Annotated in this window: 13 protein-coding genes and 5 pseudogenes; 7 read left to right on the top strand and 11 right to left on the bottom strand. The window is 50.5% G+C overall.

All coding sequences use genetic code 11. The annotated features are described in order from the left end of the window. The first annotated feature begins 23 nt into the window (after nt 1–23). A complete protein-coding gene (locus tag I2123_RS25285; protein WP_000019402.1) occupies nt 24–1,004 on the top strand; it encodes an IS5-like element IS5 family transposase in 981 nt (326 codons plus the stop codon). Nucleotides 1,005–1,112: 108 nt separating this feature from the next. Here the strand turns inward: I2123_RS25285 and fumD are convergent, their stop codons facing one another. From fumD to ttrS, 3 genes are all read right to left on the bottom strand, one after another. Further along, entirely contained in the window at nt 1,113–1,316 is a 204-nt protein-coding gene (gene fumD, locus I2123_RS25280; RefSeq protein ID WP_000528119.1) for a fumarate hydratase FumD, read from the bottom strand. Between the two features lie 92 nt (nt 1,317–1,408). Beyond that, nucleotides 1,409–1,993 (bottom strand): tetrathionate respiration response regulator TtrR, encoded by a 585-nt coding sequence (gene ttrR, locus I2123_RS25275; protein ID WP_000974596.1) that lies wholly within the window; start codon nt 1,991–1,993, stop codon nt 1,409–1,411. Then, complete coding sequence (ttrS, locus tag I2123_RS25270; RefSeq protein ID WP_000948388.1) at nt 1,968–3,701, bottom strand: tetrathionate respiration histidine kinase TtrS; 1,734 nt, start codon at nt 3,699–3,701, stop codon at nt 1,968–1,970. The genes ttrR and ttrS overlap by 26 nt, the downstream gene beginning before the upstream one ends. A 227-nt stretch (nt 3,702–3,928) precedes the next feature. On the opposite strand from ttrS, the gene ttrB reads away from it, so the two are divergent. From ttrB to ttrA, 3 genes are read left to right on the top strand one after another with little or no spacing between them, the layout of a single operon-like run. After that, nucleotides 3,929–4,663, top strand: coding sequence for a tetrathionate reductase subunit TtrB (ttrB, locus tag I2123_RS25265; protein ID WP_000378466.1), 735 nt, complete (start codon nt 3,929–3,931; stop codon nt 4,661–4,663). Next, nucleotides 4,664–5,686, top strand: coding sequence for a tetrathionate reductase subunit TtrC (gene ttrC, locus I2123_RS25260; protein ID WP_001016644.1), 1,023 nt, complete (start codon nt 4,664–4,666; stop codon nt 5,684–5,686). Then, nucleotides 5,679–8,744: a tetrathionate reductase subunit TtrA gene (gene ttrA / locus I2123_RS25255; protein ID WP_000002334.1), complete on the top strand. Its 3,066-nt coding sequence runs from the start codon at nt 5,679–5,681 to the stop codon at nt 8,742–8,744. The genes ttrC and ttrA overlap by 8 nt, the downstream gene beginning before the upstream one ends. Nucleotides 8,745–8,838: 94 nt before the next feature. Here ttrA and I2123_RS25250 read toward each other — a convergent pair. The 4 genes and pseudogenes from I2123_RS25250 to I2123_RS25235 all read right to left on the bottom strand — a co-directional run. After that, nucleotides 8,839–9,228 (bottom strand): annotated as a pseudogene (locus tag I2123_RS25250) (MetQ/NlpA family ABC transporter substrate-binding protein); the annotation flags it as partial. A gap of 5 nt (nt 9,229–9,233) precedes the next feature. After that, a protein-coding gene (locus tag I2123_RS25245; RefSeq protein WP_134795416.1) for an IS1-like element IS1SD family transposase occupies nt 9,234–9,931 on the bottom strand; the annotation gives its coding sequence in 2 pieces (ribosomal slippage) (nt 9,234–9,682 and nt 9,682–9,931; 699 coding nt in all). Nucleotides 9,932–10,009: 78 nt separating this feature from the next. Then, a protein-coding gene (locus I2123_RS25240; protein WP_114161604.1) for an IS1-like element IS1SD family transposase occupies nt 10,010–10,707 on the bottom strand; the annotation gives its coding sequence in 2 pieces (ribosomal slippage) (nt 10,010–10,458 and nt 10,458–10,707; 699 coding nt in all). 206 nt (nt 10,708–10,913) lie between these two features. Continuing rightward, nucleotides 10,914–12,029 (bottom strand): annotated as a pseudogene (locus I2123_RS25235) (FAD-dependent oxidoreductase); the annotation flags it as partial. Nucleotides 12,030–12,099: 70 nt separating this feature from the next. Here I2123_RS25235 and I2123_RS25230 point away from each other — a divergent pair. Beyond that, a pseudogene (locus I2123_RS25230) lies at nt 12,100–12,411 on the top strand (IS5/IS1182 family transposase); the annotation flags it as partial. Here I2123_RS25230 and I2123_RS25225 read toward each other — a convergent pair. Beyond that, a pseudogene (locus I2123_RS25225) lies at nt 12,372–12,458 on the bottom strand (IS1 family transposase); the annotation flags it as partial. The pseudogenes I2123_RS25230 and I2123_RS25225 sit on opposite strands and share 40 nt — an antisense overlap. Before the next feature lie 254 nt (nt 12,459–12,712). On the opposite strand from I2123_RS25225, the gene I2123_RS25220 reads away from it, so the two are divergent. Continuing rightward, nucleotides 12,713–13,735, top strand: coding sequence for an IS110-like element IS5708 family transposase (locus I2123_RS25220; protein ID WP_000156884.1), 1,023 nt, complete (start codon nt 12,713–12,715; stop codon nt 13,733–13,735). Between the two features lie 184 nt (nt 13,736–13,919). Here I2123_RS25220 and I2123_RS25215 read toward each other — a convergent pair whose 3' ends face one another. Beyond that, nucleotides 13,920–14,474 carry a PAS domain-containing protein gene (locus I2123_RS25215; RefSeq protein WP_213052986.1) on the bottom strand — a complete coding sequence of 185 codons (555 nt, stop codon included), beginning with the start codon at nt 14,472–14,474 and terminating at the stop codon, nt 13,920–13,922. 182 nt (nt 14,475–14,656) lie between these two features. Further along, nucleotides 14,657–15,337 carry an EAL domain-containing protein gene (locus I2123_RS25210; protein ID WP_213052985.1) on the bottom strand — a complete coding sequence of 227 codons (681 nt, stop codon included), beginning with the start codon at nt 15,335–15,337 and terminating at the stop codon, nt 14,657–14,659. Nucleotides 15,338–15,991: 654 nt separating this feature from the next. Between I2123_RS25210 and I2123_RS25205 the strand changes: the two genes are divergently transcribed. After that, nucleotides 15,992–16,714 (top strand): GNAT family N-acetyltransferase, encoded by a 723-nt coding sequence (locus I2123_RS25205; RefSeq protein WP_213052984.1) that lies wholly within the window; start codon nt 15,992–15,994, stop codon nt 16,712–16,714. Nucleotides 16,715–16,999: 285 nt separating this feature from the next. Here the strand turns inward: I2123_RS25205 and I2123_RS25200 are convergent. Continuing rightward, nucleotides 17,000–17,224 (bottom strand): annotated as a pseudogene (locus I2123_RS25200) (integrase core domain-containing protein); the annotation flags it as partial. Between the last annotated feature and the right edge of the window lie 113 nt (nt 17,225–17,337).

The raw sequence follows: 17,337 nt of genomic DNA, 5'->3' as shown, positions 1-17,337 counted from the left end.
GGAGCCATGGAACAGGGTTCATCATGAGTCATCAACTCACCTTCGCCGACAGTGAATTCAGCAGTAAGCGCCGTCAGACCAGAAAAGAGATTTTCTTGTCCCGCATGGAGCAGATTCTGCCATGGCAAAACATGGTGGAAGTCATCGAGCCGTTTTACCCCAAGGCTGGTAATGGCCGGCGACCTTATCCGCTGGAAACCATGCTACGCATTCACTGCATGCAGCATTGGTACAACCTGAGCGATGGCGCGATGGAAGATGCTCTGTACGAAATCGCCTCCATGCGTCTGTTTGCCCGGTTATCCCTGGATAGCGCCTTGCCGGACCGCACCACCATCATGAATTTCCGCCACCTGCTGGAGCAGCATCAACTGGCCCGCCAATTGTTCAAGACCATCAATCGCTGGCTGGCCGAAGCAGGCGTCATGATGACTCAAGGCACCTTGGTCGATGCCACCATCATTGAGGCACCCAGCTCGACCAAGAACAAAGAGCAGCAACGCGATCCGGAGATGCATCAGACCAAGAAAGGCAATCAGTGGCACTTTGGCATGAAGGCCCACATTGGTGTCGATGCCAAGAGTGGCCTGACCCACAGCCTAGTCACCACCGCGGCCAACGAGCATGACCTCAATCAGCTGGGTAATCTGCTGCATGGAGAGGAGCAATTTGTCTCAGCCGATGCCGGCTACCAAGGGGCGCCACAGCGCGAGGAGCTGGCCGAGGTGGATGTGGACTGGCTGATCGCCGAGCGCCCCGGCAAGGTAAGAACCTTGAAACAGCATCCACGCAAGAACAAAACGGCCATCAACATCGAATACATGAAAGCCAGCATCCGGGCCAAGGTGGAGCACCCATTTCGCATCATCAAGCGACAGTTCGGCTTCGTGAAAGCCAGATACAAGGGGTTGCTGAAAAACGATAACCAACTGGCGATGTTATTCACGCTGGCCAACCTGTTTCGGGCGGACCAAATGATACGTCAGTGGGAGAGATCTCACTAAAAACTGGGGATAACGCCTTAAATGGCGAAGAAACGGTCTAAATAGGCTGATTCAAGGCATTTACGGGAGAAAAAATCGGCTCAAACATGAAGAAATGAAATGACTGAGTCAGCCGAGAAGAATTTCCCCACTTATTCGCACCTTCCCTAACTCACTGCGCTTCACGCGCTGGTTAGCAAGGGTGGTTCTCAGTACTCCCGCAATGACGATATGCTTAGGTTCTTGTCCCAGATCGCGCATTTCCAGCACTACTTTACCGACTACTCTGCACATTTCACGGTACAACTCGTCGTCTTTCGTCTGATTTCCCATTTTTGCCCGCTCGTCATTAACTCAAACCAACAGCATATATCACTCTGAGGATTTAGACAAAATTCAATGAAAATCAAATAAATGTTATCATTCTACTGAATTCTCTGAAGTCGATTAACGAGCTCAGCAAGACTTCCTGCCTGCATTTTTTCCATCACCCGCGCCCGGTGCACTTCAACCGTACGCACGGCAATATTCATGGCATCAGCAATTTCCCGATTCATTAACCCTTTTGCTACCAGATGCGCCAGTTCCCGTTCTTTTGGCGTAAGTTGTTGGTAGCATGAGATGATCTCTTGTCGCGAGAACGCCGCTGCCGAGACCTGCAAGGCATGTTCTAATGCTGCCTGAAGCGGCACGGCTGACACCGGTTTTTGCAAAAAGTCGACCGCGCCACGTTTCATTTGCTCAACCGCCATCGGCACATCGCCGTGCCCGGTGAGAAAGACCACCGCCAGCGTACTTGCTTTCTGACGCATGATTTCATGCACAGCGTGCCCATCCAGTACCGGCATACGCATATCCAGCAGTAGTACGCCCACCTGGTGCAAATTTGCCTCGGCGAGGAATTTCTCGCCTTGCTCCCAGCAAGACACTTCATATCCCAGACTTTCCAATAAAAACGCACAGGCCTGGGTAACGGCAATGTCGTCATCCAGCAGATGAATTATCGCCACTACGGCCTCCTTCCTGATTTGGCTTAAAATACAATGTCACTCTCGCCCCCGCTTTACCGTCCGGGGCCTGCTGATTTTTGATCTCAATATCTCCGTTTGCGTAGCGCACCAGTCGCTGACAAATGGCCAGTCCTAGTCCCATACCTTCTTTGCGGGTGGTCATAAACGGCTGAAACGCCTGATACAACTGAGCCTCGTCAATACCTCCGGCATTATCCTGCACCTGAATACGCACGCCGCCATCCTTATGCAGGGCGCTAAACCATACCGTCGTAGCGCCTGCCTGGGCGGCATTGAGTACCAGGTTAGCCAGCACCTGCTCAAGAAGAACGCTTGGCAGCATCAACGTTAACGCCTTACTAACCTGCGTGTGCAGCGTTATCGCCGGGAATTGCTGGGGCATACGCAGTAATTGCCAGACGTGATGGATAGCATCGTGAACGTTGATGGCTTGCCAGTCATCGGTGAGTACCGGATTGCCCTGTGCCTGGCTGACCCACTGCCGGAGATTGCGCAGCGTATCGGCTCCTCGTTGTGCCTGGGCGTCTATGTGCTCAAGCGCGGGCAGCAACGGATGCTGCTCATCCTGACCACGCAGGCGAATTAGACAGCCTTGGGCATAATGACGGATAGCAGACAACGGCTGATTGAGTTCATGGGCAAAACCGGAGGTCATCTCCCCCAGCACGCTCATTTGGCGGGCAGTCTCCAGCGCCTGTTCCTGTTTGTGCAACAACACGTTGTTCCGCTCCAGCTGCCTGCCACGTCGGCGAACCAACAGCATCACCCAGATGTAATTGAGCGTAAGCAACAGCAATACGATGACCACGCCCCCCATCGCCAGTCGGTGTTGAATAAACCAGCTTTTGACATCCAGCCACAGCTGACGCTGCTGCGGATGCTGTCGGACGTCGCGCAGCAACGCTTCTACTTCACGGGTCGAGGCGGGCGCACCCCAGCGAAACGTCGCGTTTTGCGGTGCATTGAACAGTACCCGCGTGACGCGATCGGCCAGCTCGTCACTCACTACAGGTAGTGCGGCAAATGACCAGTCCGGATAGAGCGGCGTACTGGTTAAACAGGGAATTGAAGTCGGATGATTCAACACGGTCATAAAATCGGTTTTACGGATGAGGCCTTCTTCATCCATTTTTTCCAGCAGGCACACCGGCACGATCACCGCCTGCACGGCTTTTTCACGTAATAAATAGAGTAAGGCATCGGCGGGAAATCCGGTAAACGTCAGACGTAAATCACGTTCAGGGCGCAGACCGGCATCACTGAGCGCTTTATATCCCAGCAAATAGCCGCCAAACGCCTGAGCATCAATGGCGCCAACCGTTTTGCCGATCAGATCGTGTGCGGAGGTTAACCCACTGTCGCGCCTGACGAGAATGGCGCTGCCAATCACGTTACTGGTGGCTTTCCCACCACGGGTGGATCGTAACGACGCCAGCCAGCGTAGCGCTGAGCGGCTGTTAAGCTGGACAAACTGCGCCGGATTGGTGACCACAAAGTGTACCGTTCCACGATTCACCGCCTCCTGCATCTGCCGCAGGTCCAGCGGTTGAATATGAAACTGCTCACCGGGGATTTGCTGATTCAACAAGGTTTCCAGCGGCTGCCAGTGATTACGTGTAGAAACCTCCCCGCGCATCGCCAAAACGCCAATGTTCCATGTCTGCGCCCTGACCGCGCCACTTAGCATCCACAGCGACGCCAGTACCGTCAGACATCTTACTACGTTGCGTCCCACTCAATTGTCCCTGTCAATTATGTTGTTTTAGATCAACAACAAGCCGGGTATGTGGTTAACCACAATAGAGTATACCCCGTCACGATTTTTACACTGTAAATCATTGAGATTCTTTATTCATCACACGCAAATCAACGGCGTGACCAATGTTTCGTTGTTGCATCGTGACGGGAGAAAATATGGACAGCAGTAAACGGCAGTTTCTCCAGCGACTGGGCGTCCTGACCGCTGGCGCATCACTGGTTCCGCTGGCTCAGGCGCAATTTCCCTTTTCGCCTGAACGCCACGAAGGCTCACAACAGCATCGCTACGCCATGCTGGTTGACCTGCGACGCTGTATCGGCTGCCAGGCCTGTACCGTCAGTTGCGCCATTGAAAACCAGACGCCACAGGGCGAATTTCGTACCCTCGTCAACCAGTATCAAGTACAGATTGAAGGCCAGCAAAGCGTTACCAACGTCCTGCTGCCGCGACTGTGCAACCATTGTGATAATCCCCCTTGCGTGCCCGTTTGCCCGGTACAAGCCACTTTCCAACGCGAAGACGGCATTGTGGTGGTCGACAACACACGCTGCGTGGGCTGCGCCTATTGCGTGCAGGCCTGCCCTTATGATGCGCGATTCATCAACCATGAAACGCAAACCGCCGATAAATGTACCTTTTGCGTTCACCGCCTCGAAGCGGGGCTGCTCCCGGCCTGTGTGGAATCCTGCGTCGGCGGCGCGCGCATCATTGGCGATATTAAAGATCCGCACAGCCGCATTTCGCAAATGCTGCATGAGCACCATGATGCCATCAAAGTCCTGAAGCCGGAAAGCGGTACGTCTCCTCACGTGTTCTATCTGGGGCTGGATGAGGCGTTTGTTACCCCATTGATGGGACGTGCTCAACCCGCTCTCTGGCAGGAGGTTTAAATGAACCATTCACTGATTATCGACGAGGTTCTGGCCCATCCCCAGGACGTAAGCTGGTTACCCTGGGCCGTACAATATTTCTTTTTCATCGGCATTGCCGCCTGCGCCGCGCTGTTCGCATGCGTTCTCCACTGGCGCAAAAAAGAAACGGCAGACCTGGAGAATCTGACGCTGCTAATCGCCCTGACCTGCGCGATTACCGCGCCGCTGGCGCTGACTGCTGATCTACACCAAACCGCCCGCGTCTGGCACTTCTATGCGTATCCGACGCCATGGTCCTGGATGCCGTGGGGCGCGCTGTTTTTACCGCTGTTTACCGGTTTTTTAGGTCTGTGGTTTCTGGCGCAGCATGTGAAACGGCTAACGCTAAAAAGTTACAGCGTCACAAAATGGTTAGCACTTGGTAGCGCGCTGTCCGCCATCGGATTGCTGGTTTACACCGGCCGTGAAGTGTCGGTGGTACAGGCGCGTCCCATTTGGTTCAGTTACGCCTTTCCGGTTGCGATGTTCCTCAGCGCGCTGCAAACATTTCTTGCCCTGCTTATTGCCACGACAAATAGCAAGGACGCACTACCGCGTAAGCTAGCGTGGGGGCAAATGGTCACGTTGATCGCGCTGGCTATCGTGGTGGCGATCTGGGCGAGTGGGAATACGCTTTCCGGTTCGGCTATCCGTCAGTGGCTGGATGTTGCCTCTTCAGCACAACACTACGCTATCGGTTGGGTTGCGCTATGGCTTGTTTCGCTTGCTCTTTGCGGGTTGGTTGTACGTTACCCCTTATCGCTACCGCTGCGCATATTACTCGCTTTTAGCGCTATGGCGCTGTGCTGGCTAATGCGCTGGACGTTACTCATCCAGGTGCAGACCGTACCGAAATTTAACGCGCAGTTTAATCCCTATACCCTGCCCGGCGGCACCGATGGCTGGCTGGCTATTGTGGGTACCTTCGGCCTGTGGATAGCACTGATTATTATTGTTCGTGAAGCCCTGAACGCGATCGCAAGGAGAATGCAACATGGCTAATTTAACCCGTCGTCAGTGGCTTAAAGTCGGCCTTGCCGTAGGTGGCATGGTGACTTTTGGCCTGAGTTATCGGGATGTGGCAAAGCGCGCGATAGACGGTTTGTTGGACGGAACCTCGGGCAAAATTACCCGTGACCGCATTTTTGCCAACGCGCTCATCCCCGAAGCCAACGCCCGGCCTCACTGGCAGCAAAACCCGCAGCAGGTGATCTCGATGACGCAGTGCTTTGGTTGCTGGACGCAGTGTGGTGTACGGGTTCGCGTTGACACTGAGCAAGGCAAAGTGCTGCGCATTGCGGGCAACCCTTATCATCCGTTGTCGCACGAGCACCATATAGACGCCTCTGTCCCCTTTGCCACGGCAATGGAACAGTTGACCGGGGAGTCAGGTCTTGACGCACGTTCTACCGCCTGCGCCCGTGGTGCAACCTTACTCGAAGGTCTGTACAGCCCGCTACGTATTCTGGAGCCTATGAAGCGCGTCGGTAAACGCGGTGAAGGAAAATGGCAGCGCATCAGCTTCGAACAGCTGATCAAAGAGGTGGTGGAAGGTGGGGATTTGTTTGGTGAAGGCCACGTTGATGGTCTGAGAGCTATCCACGATCCCACTACACCGCTTGATGCGAAACATCCCGGCTTTGGCCCAAAATCCAATCAACTGCTGGTCACCAATACCAGCGATGAAGGACGTGATACCTTTTTACGTCGCTTCGCACTGAACAGTTTCGGCAGTAAAAACTTCGGCGCTCATGGCGCTTACTGCGGTCTGGCCTATCGGGCCGGTTCAGGTGCGTTAATGGGCGATCTGGATAAAAATACCCACGTAAAACCCGACTGGGATAACGTCGAATTCGCGCTGTTTATGGGCACCTCTCCGGCGCAATCCGGCAACCCGTTTAAGCGCCAGGCCCGCCAGCTGGCCAGCGCCCGTTTACGTGACGACTTCCGCTATGTTGTGGTGGCGCCAGCCCTGCCATTAACCACGGTGCTGGCTGACGATCGCGGCCACTGGCAGCCCGTACGACCGGGAAGCGACTCCGCGCTGGCTATGGGGATGATAAGCTGGATTATCGATAAACAACGCTATAACGCTGATTATCTCGCCATTCCCGGCGTGCAGGCCATGCAGCAGGCAGGAGAAAAAAGCTGGACTAATGCAACGCATCTGGTGATTACCGATGAAATTCCAACGCTTGCCGGACAACACCTGACCCTCGCCCATCTGAGTGCAAACGCAGCCCAGGAGCCGGTGGTCGTCAACGAGGCCGGTGAGATTGTCGCCGCCAGCAGTTGCCCGCGCGCTCAGCTGTTTGTTACCCGTGAAGTGACGCTGGCCGACGGGCAGACAGTAACGGTAAAAAGCAGCTTCCAGTGTCTGCGTGAGTCCGCAGAGAAACTGTCGCTAACGCAGTACAGCCAGCAGTGTGGGGTGTCAGAAGCAGACATTGCCGTTCTGGCCGACGCATTCACCCGCCACGGGCGTAAAGCGGCGGTGATCACGCACGGCGGAATGATGGCAGGCAATGGATTTTATAACGCCTGGTCGGTGATGATGCTCAATGCGCTTATTGGTAACCTCAGCCTTGAAGGCGGCGTGTTCGTCGGCGGCGGCAAATTTAATGGTGCCACCGACGGTCCGCGCTACAACATGGACAGCTTCGCCGGGAAGGTAAAACCGAAAGGGTTAAGCATCGCGCGCAGTAAAACCGCTTATGAGTCTTCGGAAGAGTACCGCAATAAGGTGGCTGCCGGGCAATCGCCCTTCCCGGCTAAAGCGCCGTGGTATCCGTTTGTCGCCGGTCAGCTTACCGAACTCCTCGTCTCGGCGCTTGAAGGTTACCCTTATCCGCTGAAAGCCTGGATCTCCAACATGACCAACCCGTTTTACGGCATTGCGGGGTTACGCGGCGTGGCGGAAGAAAAGCTCAAGGATCCTGCTCGTCTGCCGCTGTTTATTGCCATTGACGCCTTTATGAACGAAACCACGGCGCTGGCAGATTACATCGTGCCGGATACCCACAACTTCGAAAGCTGGGGATTCAGCGCTCCGTGGGCGGGCGTGGCCAGCAAAGCCACCACCGCGCGTTGGCCAGTTGTCAGATCGGCGACCAGCCTCACGGCTGACGGTCAACCGGCCTCGATGGAGTCTTTCTGTATCGCAGTGGCAAAGCGCATCGGGCTACCTGGATTCGGCGACAATGCAATTACCGATCCGCAAGGTAATCACTATCCGTTGAACCGTGCGGAAGATTACTACCTGCGTCTCGCGGCCAATATTGCGTTTATGGGCAAAGCTCCGGTTGCTGAAGCACAGCCGGAAGACATAGCGCTGACCGGGGTCCAGCGGATCATGCCTGTGATGACCCAAACGTTGAAAACCGATGAAATCAGCCGAGTGGCGTTTATCTACTCCCGCGGCGGGCGCTTTGCGCCGGACAACAGCGGGCGAGTTGATAACCGCGTCGGCAATGCCTGGGAAAAACCGCTCCAAATCTGGAATGCGAACGTCGCCGCGCACCGCCATGCGATTACTGGCGAGCGCTACAGCGGCTGCCCGGCCTGGTATCCATCACGTCTGTCAGATGGACGTGCGGTCGAGGAGTTGTTCCCGGAACAAGAGTGGCCGTTGAAGCTGATTTCCTTCAAATCCAATACCATGTCCAGCGCCACGGCGGTGATCCCACGCCTTCATCATCTGAAGCCGGTTAATCTGGTGGCGCTCAATCCACAGGATGGTCAGCGGTATGGTTTAGCACACGGCGATATCGTGCGTATCACCACCCCTGGTGGTCAGGCGCAAGCGCAGATAAGCCTGCTGCATGGCGTCATGCCGGGTGTCATCGCCATTGAACATGGTTACGGACATAAAGAAATGGGCGCGGCACAGCATACCCTCGACGGTGAGCCGATGGCGTTTGATGAGCAGATTAAGTCGGGGATTAATCTCAACGAATTGGGTTTTGCGGACCCAACCCGACAGGTAGCCAATACCTGGCTTGACTGGGTGTCGGGTGCGTCGGTGCGTCAGGGGTTGCCAGCGAGAATTGAGCGAGTGTAGCTCTGGTGCCGCATGGCATCGCGAACGCGTTTTACCCGGCCTACAGGACATCGTAGGCCGGATAAAGCACTGCCGCCACCCGGCAAAAAGCAGATTAGTTGTTTACCGGGATCACCGCACCTTTATATTTAGTACGGATCCAGTCCTGGATCTCTTTTGAATGCAGGACATCAACCAACGCTACGATATCCTTTTTCTTCTCGTCGCCACGATGCACGGTAATGATGTTGGCATACGGGTTGTTTTCACCACTTTCAACGGCAATAGGATCTTTCACTGGATCCAGCCCGGCATCGATGGCGTAGTTGGCGTTAATCACCACCGCATCGCCTTCGTCGTTGTTATACATCTGCGGTAACAGCGCGGCTTCCACGTTTGGCAGGAACTTCAGCTTTTTCGGGTTTTCGACGATATCGCTAATGCGCGCGGTTACTTTATCCACGCCCGGCTTCAGCTTGATCACACCCTCTTTTTGGTAATGACTCCAACTTATTGATAGTGTTTTATGTTCAGATAATGCCCGATGACTTTGTCATGCAGCTCCACCGATTTTGAGAACGACAGCGACTTCCGTCCCAGCCGTGCCAGGTGCTGCCTCAGATTCAGGTTATGCCGCTCAATTCGCTGCGTATATCGCTTGCTGATTACGTGCAGCTTTCCCTTCAGGCGGGATTCATACAGCGGCCAGCCATCCGTCATCCATATCACCACGTCAAAGGGTGACAGCAGGCTCATAAGACGCCCCAGCGTCGCCATAGTGCGTTCACCGAATACGTGCGCAACAACCGTCTTCCGGAGCCTGTCATACGCGTAAAACAGCCAGCGCTGGCGCGATTTAGCCCCGACGTATCCCCACTGTTCGTCCATTTCCGCGCAGACGATGACGTCACTGCCCGGCTGTATGCGCGAGGTTACCGACTGCGGCCTGAGTTTTTTAAGTGACGTAAAATCGTGTTGAGGCTAACGCCCATAATGCGTGCAGTTGCCCGGCATCCAACGCCATTCATGGCCATATCAATAATTTTCTGGTGCGTACCGGGTTGAGAAGCGGTGTAAGTGAACTGCAGTTGCCATGTTTTACGGCAGTGAGAGCAGAGATAGCGCTGATGTCCGGCAGTGCTTTTGCCGTTACGCACCACCCCGTCAGTAGCTGAACAGGAGGGACAGCTGATAGAAACAGAAGCCACTGGAGCACCTCAAAAACACCATCATACACTAAATCAGTAAGTTGGCAGCATCACCTGGCCAGCGGTAATGACTCCAACTTATTGATAGTGTTTTATGTTCAGATAATGCCCGATGATTTTGTCATGCAGCTCCACCGATTTTGAGAACGACAGCGACTTCCGTCCCAGCCGTGCCAGGTGCTGCCTCAGATTCAGGTTATGCCGCTCAATTCGCTGCGTATATCGCTTGCTGATTACGTGCAGCTTTCCCTTCAGGCGGGATTCATACAGCGGCCAGCCATCCGTCATCCATATCACCACGTCAAAGGGTGACAGCAGGCTCATAAGACGCCCCAGCGTCGCCATAGTGCGTTCACCGAATACGTGCGCAACAACCGTCTTCCGGAGCCTGTCATACGCGTAAAACAGCCAGCGCTGGCGCGATTTAGCCCCGACGTATCCCCACTGTTCGTCCATTTCCGCGCAGACGATGACGTCACTGCCCGGCTGTATGCGCGAGGTTACCGACTGCGGCCTGAGTTTTTTAAGTGACGTAAAATCGTGTTGAGGCTAACGCCCATAATGCGTGCAGTTGCCCGGCATCCAACGCCATTCATGGCCATATCAATGATTTTCTGGTGCGTACCGGGTTGAGAAGCGGTGTAAGTGAACTGCAGTTGCCATGTTTTACGGCAGTGAGAGCAGAGATAGCGCTGATGTCCGGCGGTGCTTTTGCCGTTACGCACCACCCCGTCAGTAGCTGAACAGGATGGACAGCTGATAGAAACAGAAGCCACTGGAGCACCTCAAAAACACCATCATACACTAAATCAGTAAGTTGGCAGCATCACCCGCCAGATAATAGTGTTGCAAATAAAACAGATTTTTTAAACATATAAAATACCATCAATGAAGTGATTAAGAAGTTATAGAGTAACAGAGAATTAATAAGATTCTTTTCTCTGAGACGCCAGAATATTTGTTCTGGCGTCTGATTTTGAGTTTATTTGACTAATGAAAATAGATCATTGAGTGATTCGCTCATCGACGGATGAGTAAATATCTGATCGCGTAATATGCTATAAGGCAGCCCGGCATCCATCACCATTTTCACTATATTGATCATCTCGTGGGAGTCAACACACAGCAGTGATGCCCCTAATATACGTTGGGTTTTATTATCAACAATCGCTTTTAATACCCCACGGGTATCGTTCATCACTCTGGCGCGCGGAATTGCAGCTACAGGCAATGTCACCACCTGAATATCAGCACCACTCTCTCTGGCTTGTTCTTCTGTCATACCAACCCTGGACAGGGGCGGTGTCATAAATACGGAATAAGGCACATTTTTCCGATCATCAGTACTACGTTTGCCTTCACCCAGTAACTCATCACGTACAATGCGGTAATCATCCAGTGATATGTAAGTAAATTGCAGCCCGCCGGTAACATCTCCCATCGCCCAAATATTGTCTGCGGTGGTATGTAATCGCTTGTCAACGACAATTGCCCCGCGCTCGTTTACTGCGATACCGGCATTTTCTGGATGTAACGAAGCGGTAGCCGGTTGACGACCGGAAGCTATTAACAGTGCATCCACCGCCAGTTGGGCGTGCTCGCTATGCACTTGCACTTGATTTTCATGGTGACTGATTCGCTCCACATGGGCATTGAGGATAATATCGACGCCCTGATCGCGTAAAATCGTCGCGATATTATCAGCAATATCCCGATCTTCCCGAGGCAAAAACAGCGAAGCTGACTCTAAAATGGTTACTTTGCTGCCAAAATTAGCGAACATAGAGGCGAACTCAACGCCAATATATCCGCCGCCCAAAATACCTAAATGCCCAGGCAATTCTTTTAGATTAAGTAATCCGGTGCTGTCATATACACCAGGTGTGGTGGTAATTCCAGGAATTGGCGGAACCACGGCTTGTGCACCGGTATTAATAAAAATTTTCTCGCCATGAATCTCCAGATTTCCCTCAGGCCGATGAACACGCAGGCTATGATTATTGATAAACTCCGCCTGGCCGTCGATCACGTCGATATTGGGCATATCCGCAAGATTATGAAAATTCTTATTACGTAAAAAATTAACCACTTCATTTTTAGGGAAGGTGCGAACAAGTCCCTGATATGAGATCATGTTTGTCATCTGGAGCCATGGAACAGGGTTCATCATGAGTCATCAACTTACCTTCGCCGACAGTGAATTCAGCAGTAAGCGCCGTCAGACCAGAAAAGAGATTTTCTTGTCCCGCATGGAGCAGATTCTGCCATGGCAAAACATGGTGGAAGTCATCGAGCCGTTTTACCCCAAGGCTGGTAATGGCCGGCGACCTTATCCGCTGGAAACCATGCTACGCATTCACTGCATGCAGCATTGGTACAACCTGAGCGATGGCGCGATGGAAGATGCTCTGTACGAAATCGCCTCCATGCGTCTGTTTGCCCGGTTATCCCTGGATAGCGCCTTGCCGGACCGCACCACCCCGTCAGTAGCTGAACAGGAGGGACAGCTGATAGAAACAGAAGCCACTGGAGCACCTCAAAAACACCATCATACACTAAATCAGTAAGTTGGCAGCATCACCCATGTCCGAAAGTAAGCAAAACCATTAACGGACAGCCGGATCATTTCGTACATCCCTTACGGTCAGGGGTTCGCGCTCAATGGAACGAAATCACCCGTTAGCTTAAAACGCTTAACGAATGGAAGGGACTTCCCCTAGATATGCGCCTGATTAACTTTCGTGCAATCATAGGATAAACATTGACCCAGAGGGATTCGTTATGACCATCACCACTGTCGGTATCGATCTTGCTAAAAATGTGTTTGCTGTTCACTGCATTGACCAAAATGGTAAAGCTGTTCTGGTTAAACCCAAGGTGTCGCGTGCAGCACTTTCTGAACTCATCGCAGGTTTACCTCCCTGTGTCATTGGAATGGAAGCCTGCTCGGGTGCCCACTATTGGGCAAGATTATTCAGGCAGTATGGCCATGATGTCCGGTTGATGGCTCCGAAATTTGTCTCACCCTATCGCATGGCGGGTAAGACCGGGAAAAATGATGCAGCTGATGCAATAGCTATTTGTGAGGCAGTGCAGCGGCCGCATATGCGCTTTGTACCAGTCAAAGACGAAAGCCAGCAGGCAATGCAATGCTTACATCGGACAAGACAGGGATTTATCCAGGAAAGAACAGCAACGTATAACCGTCTTCGGGGCCTGATATCTGAATTCGGGGTTATTGCCCCACAAAGCACTGATGCTCTGCGTCATGTTGTTTCTGACCAGAAGGAAACTCTGCCAGTACAGGTTAGGCTGTGCATTGATGATCTATTGACACATGTCACTAATATTGAAGAGAAAATCGCCGAATATGACAGGGTATTATCTCGTGTGGCCAAAACAGATCATCGCAGCCAGCAGTTAATGGAACTGAAAGGTGTTGGGCCCACCACAGCGAGTGCGCTGGTCGCCAGTATTGGCAATGCCCATGATTTTAAGAACGGGCGCCAACTGGCAGCCTGGTTGGGGCTAACGCCATCACAATACAGTAGTGGCGGAAAATCAAAGCTTGGCAGGATAACAAAAGCGGGTGATGCCTATCTGCGAACCCTACTGGTCCAGGGAGCCCGTTCTGTAATGGTAGGGGCAGAGAATAGAACGGACCCGTTTAGCCGTTGGGTCTGCTCGTTGATTGGTAGGCGGGGATACTGGCGTGCTGTCGTTGCAATCGCCGCCAAGAATGCGAGGTTGTGCTGGGCATCATTACATTACGGCGATGACTTCAGACTGTATTCAACAACATGAAAAATTTAACTGAGTAGTAACTGAACTGTAAATTGTTGATGGTAAAGGGTTAGACCCCCGTGAGAAGTATCTGCATATCCTACTGGATATCACTATCCGATTAACGAAGGAGGATCTCACGAGCGTCTTTCATCAGGGTCCGAATCACTAGCGATTCAGCATGACCGTTTATAGTAGCGCAGTCTTATCCCTTGCCTTTCATTGATGAACAGACAGAAATTAAAAACCGGCGTTGACTGTTCGGGGAAGCCCTTATAGTAGGATATTTTCCGTTTTCCAAGCGGACCCCTACATTCTGCAATCTCTCATTGAAAGCAGCGCGATTGTATAAACCCGTCAGAGGATCGTGGTAAGCCTGATAACGCATGTGGGCTTCAGCCTGCCGCAGTACAGAAATGTCACTCAGTGAGATAAGCAGATAGGATTCAGCATTAAGGATAAGCAGGGATGCCCTGATTACAAAAGTTCTGGTTTGGTTGTCGGGACCGGGTACTTGTTCCTCAAATTCAACTGATTCTCCCGTGTCCAGGACATGCTTTTCCTGGGCCAGAATGCGAGAGGCAAGTGGCAAGTCTAGGTGTCCCAGCCCCTTTTTACCGATCATTAACTCGGGTGACTCACCGAACAATTTAGACGCGTTATGGTTTAAAAAAACCAACCGAAAATATTTGTCTTTTAGGAACACAGCCTCAGGCAGAGCGTTCAGCACCGACTGGCAAACTTTAAGGTTATTGAACATTATCCGTATCCGTTTAGCTGTTTTAAGAAGATTAGCAGGTCTTTTCGTGTTATTAATTGCCAGTGTTCAAATGATGACCCACACAGCAGGTGAGAGTACAACACCGGCATTGGGCGTAGCTAAGAAATTACTGGGAGCGACTTCCTAAAAGACATGATGCGAGTGCATGGCTGTCGGCCCCATCAGTCTAAACTATTATATTTCTCATCAGAAAATAAGGAACCTTTGATGTGAGTAATATGGGGGTGTTTTAACATTCTTAGCTGAGCAAAAGTATCCACACCTTGAATGCAAATATTGTTAGAATATCTTGAGATGTTTTCAATCAAAGAAAAAAACATCACTGAGTCACCATACTCTTTAAAAGTTCCATCAGACACGTTCACTAATTCAAATTTGATATTTCTTATGGCCGAAAATGATGCAGGGTTTGCTGAGAAATCATTTAACCAAATAGGATATTTCTCGCTCAAGCCCTTTGCTAAAGAACCTGGATTATTGGTATTATCATGTAATAGATTAATTGATATGGATAATCGAATAAATTCATGCGCGAAAATGATATTTTTTATTTCTGGGTCAGTGAGAGTAATGAGCGCCATATCGCGATCGATATGAAATGAGCATAATGCTTTCTTCTCCCGCAGAAAACTTGATTTCTTTACAATCTCATTGAGTATGTCAGTGAGGTATTTTTTTTTGACAGATATTGACATAAAATACATCACATCATCATTAAAAAACTTCTTTCCCTCCGTGTTTGTGAATTCTGGGTATACGTCAAAGGCATATACTTCCTTCTCTGAAGTGAAAATAGGTTCAAAGTTGAAAGTGCAGGAAAATGAGAGATTAAAATTCACCATACAAATGACCATGCAATTAAAATAGAAATAGTTCAATGATTAAGAATAGCATATTTTTTTGAGTTGTGAAGGTATTTTTTAAAATATAGCATAGGTTGTGGTTTAAATGCAGGTCATATGTACCCTCACCTGGTGACTAGTGATATACCATAGAAAGGTTAATGAAGTGGCCAGTATTTTATTATTATTTAGAGTTCACAAGTTTTAAAATCTAAAGATTTTCCGTTTTTTATTAGTTTTCACCAAGTGCCACTATTGCTCTCTTTAAGGTGCGTTATGTATATTCTTAGATGAGTCTGTTTAAAATTAAGCCGATTATGGCCATGTATTAGGCTGATAATGTTACGTATTAAAGAAATAAACGTTATCTTGCACATTCTGTAATTCCAGTCGAATTTTCTAAAGCTGGCAATGAGAGTGTTATATGGTTTTTAATTATTTTCATTTCATCTTTTTCACGGAGAAGGATGCGAGGTTAAATGACTCATTCGTAATTGAATGGGTAGGTGTTTTTATCTATACTGCAGAGGTATGTTCCATGAACATGAACATGAACATGAACATGAACATGAACGCTACCTACCTTCCTTTTGTGGAAGGATAGCCGCTCGAATTGACTAACTTTTAGTATAAATGAATATGCGGATGGTAAAAATGCCTGAATTAAATCATTATGGTCAATCGCTAGGGCCATCATTATCTGATTGGAAATTAAGAGAGCGCCCTTCCAAAAAAGTTCTTTCTGGTAAATACTGCCGCCTTGAACCCATCACCTTAACGCACAGTCAGCAATTGTTTGAAGCTTGGCATAGTATCGACGATGAACGAGACTGGACATACCTTCCTATAAACCGTCCCATTACTCAGCGCCAAAGTGATCATTTCATTACATCACTTGCAAGCAGTTCAGACCCTTTATTTTTCGCTGTTATCAGTCAACTTACTGAAAAAGCTGTGGGGTTTGTTGCGTTGCAGCGCATAGATCCCGAGAATGGGGCCGTTGAAATTGGATGGATAAACTGGACACCACAGATGAAACGCACCCCATCCAGTACTGAAGCCATCGCCTTGTTGCTATCTTATATTTTCGACACGTTAGAGTACCGACGATGTGCGTGGAAATGTGATAGTCATCATGAGGATGCAATTAAAGCAGCAGAACGATTGGGGTTTCAATATGAAGGCACGCTGAGACAAATACAGGTTTCAAAAGGACACAGCCGGGATACCCGTTGGTATTCTATCCTTGATAAAGAATGGCCTGCACTGCGAAATGCAATGAACTTATGGCTAAGCCCCGCTAATGTCGATGAACGTGGTCGGCAAAAGCAGCGTCTTGGCGAATTTATGCCAGCGCAGTTTAGCGTTGATAGCTAATTATCCGGTCATGGGCAAGGCATTGTCATGCCAGTTCTATTACAACACTTCGCGTTAGGCATATACTCTGATTCGTCCGATACGTTTCGTCTCATAGGCCTGCAGATCGGCGCGGTTGACAACATCCGCTGACAGCACACCTCGGTACTGGCCGAGGTAAACAGTGGTAACGCGGAAACTCGCGCTGAACTGATCCCATGACACATCCAGATGGGCTATCTTCAACGCGAGTATCCTCTCGAGAATGCCTTTAGCAGCCTAGATCGTTCTGTAAGTATCCCAGCTTTAGTTCCACACACTTTTTGAGATTTCCGGTTTTTCAGCCATCAGCCGATATTCTTCCGGCGTCAGGTTATTCAGGGATTCATGCGGCCGCTCACTATTGTATTGATTCAGCCAGCGCTCCGTTATTTCCCGTGCTTCGTTCAGCGTTCTGAACAAGTAAAAATCCAGTATTTCTGTCCGGTATGTTCTGTTAAAGCGTTCGATAAACGCATTCTGTGTCGGCTTACATTTACACTAACCCTATTGAGTTTTTGTAAAAACAGACTAATTTTTAGTATCTATAAAGTATTAGATGTTCCTTTTCTATTTATATTTAGAACTACCTTGTGGTCTTTAAT

The organism is Rahnella inusitata (genome assembly GCF_018288855.1).
GTDB classification, from domain to species: Bacteria; Pseudomonadota; Gammaproteobacteria; order Enterobacterales; family Enterobacteriaceae; genus Rahnella; species Rahnella inusitata.
Note: the sequence above shows the minus strand (reverse complement) of the source record. Positions and strands in the feature narration are given on the sequence as shown.

Bases quoted from the DNA above. Each gene is read 5' to 3' on its own strand.
- I2123_RS25285 (WP_000019402.1), top strand. From the start codon at position 24: ATGAGTCATCAACTCACCTTCGCCGACAGTGAATTCAGCAGTAAGCGC.
- fumD (WP_000528119.1), bottom strand. From the start codon at position 1,316: ATGGGAAATCAGACGAAAGACGACGAGTTGTACCGTGAAATGTGCAGA.
- ttrS (WP_000948388.1), bottom strand. From the start codon at position 3,701: ATGCTAAGTGGCGCGGTCAGGGCGCAGACATGGAACATTGGCGTTTTG.
- ttrB (WP_000378466.1), top strand. From the start codon at position 3,929: ATGGACAGCAGTAAACGGCAGTTTCTCCAGCGACTGGGCGTCCTGACC.
- ttrC (WP_001016644.1), top strand. From the start codon at position 4,664: ATGAACCATTCACTGATTATCGACGAGGTTCTGGCCCATCCCCAGGAC.
- ttrA (WP_000002334.1), top strand. From the start codon at position 5,679: ATGGCTAATTTAACCCGTCGTCAGTGGCTTAAAGTCGGCCTTGCCGTA.
- I2123_RS25220 (WP_000156884.1), top strand. From the start codon at position 12,713: ATGACCATCACCACTGTCGGTATCGATCTTGCTAAAAATGTGTTTGCT.
- I2123_RS25215 (WP_213052986.1), bottom strand. From the start codon at position 14,474: ATGTTCAATAACCTTAAAGTTTGCCAGTCGGTGCTGAACGCTCTGCCT.
- I2123_RS25210 (WP_213052985.1), bottom strand. From the start codon at position 15,337: ATGGTGAATTTTAATCTCTCATTTTCCTGCACTTTCAACTTTGAACCT.
- I2123_RS25205 (WP_213052984.1), top strand. From the start codon at position 15,992: ATGCCTGAATTAAATCATTATGGTCAATCGCTAGGGCCATCATTATCT.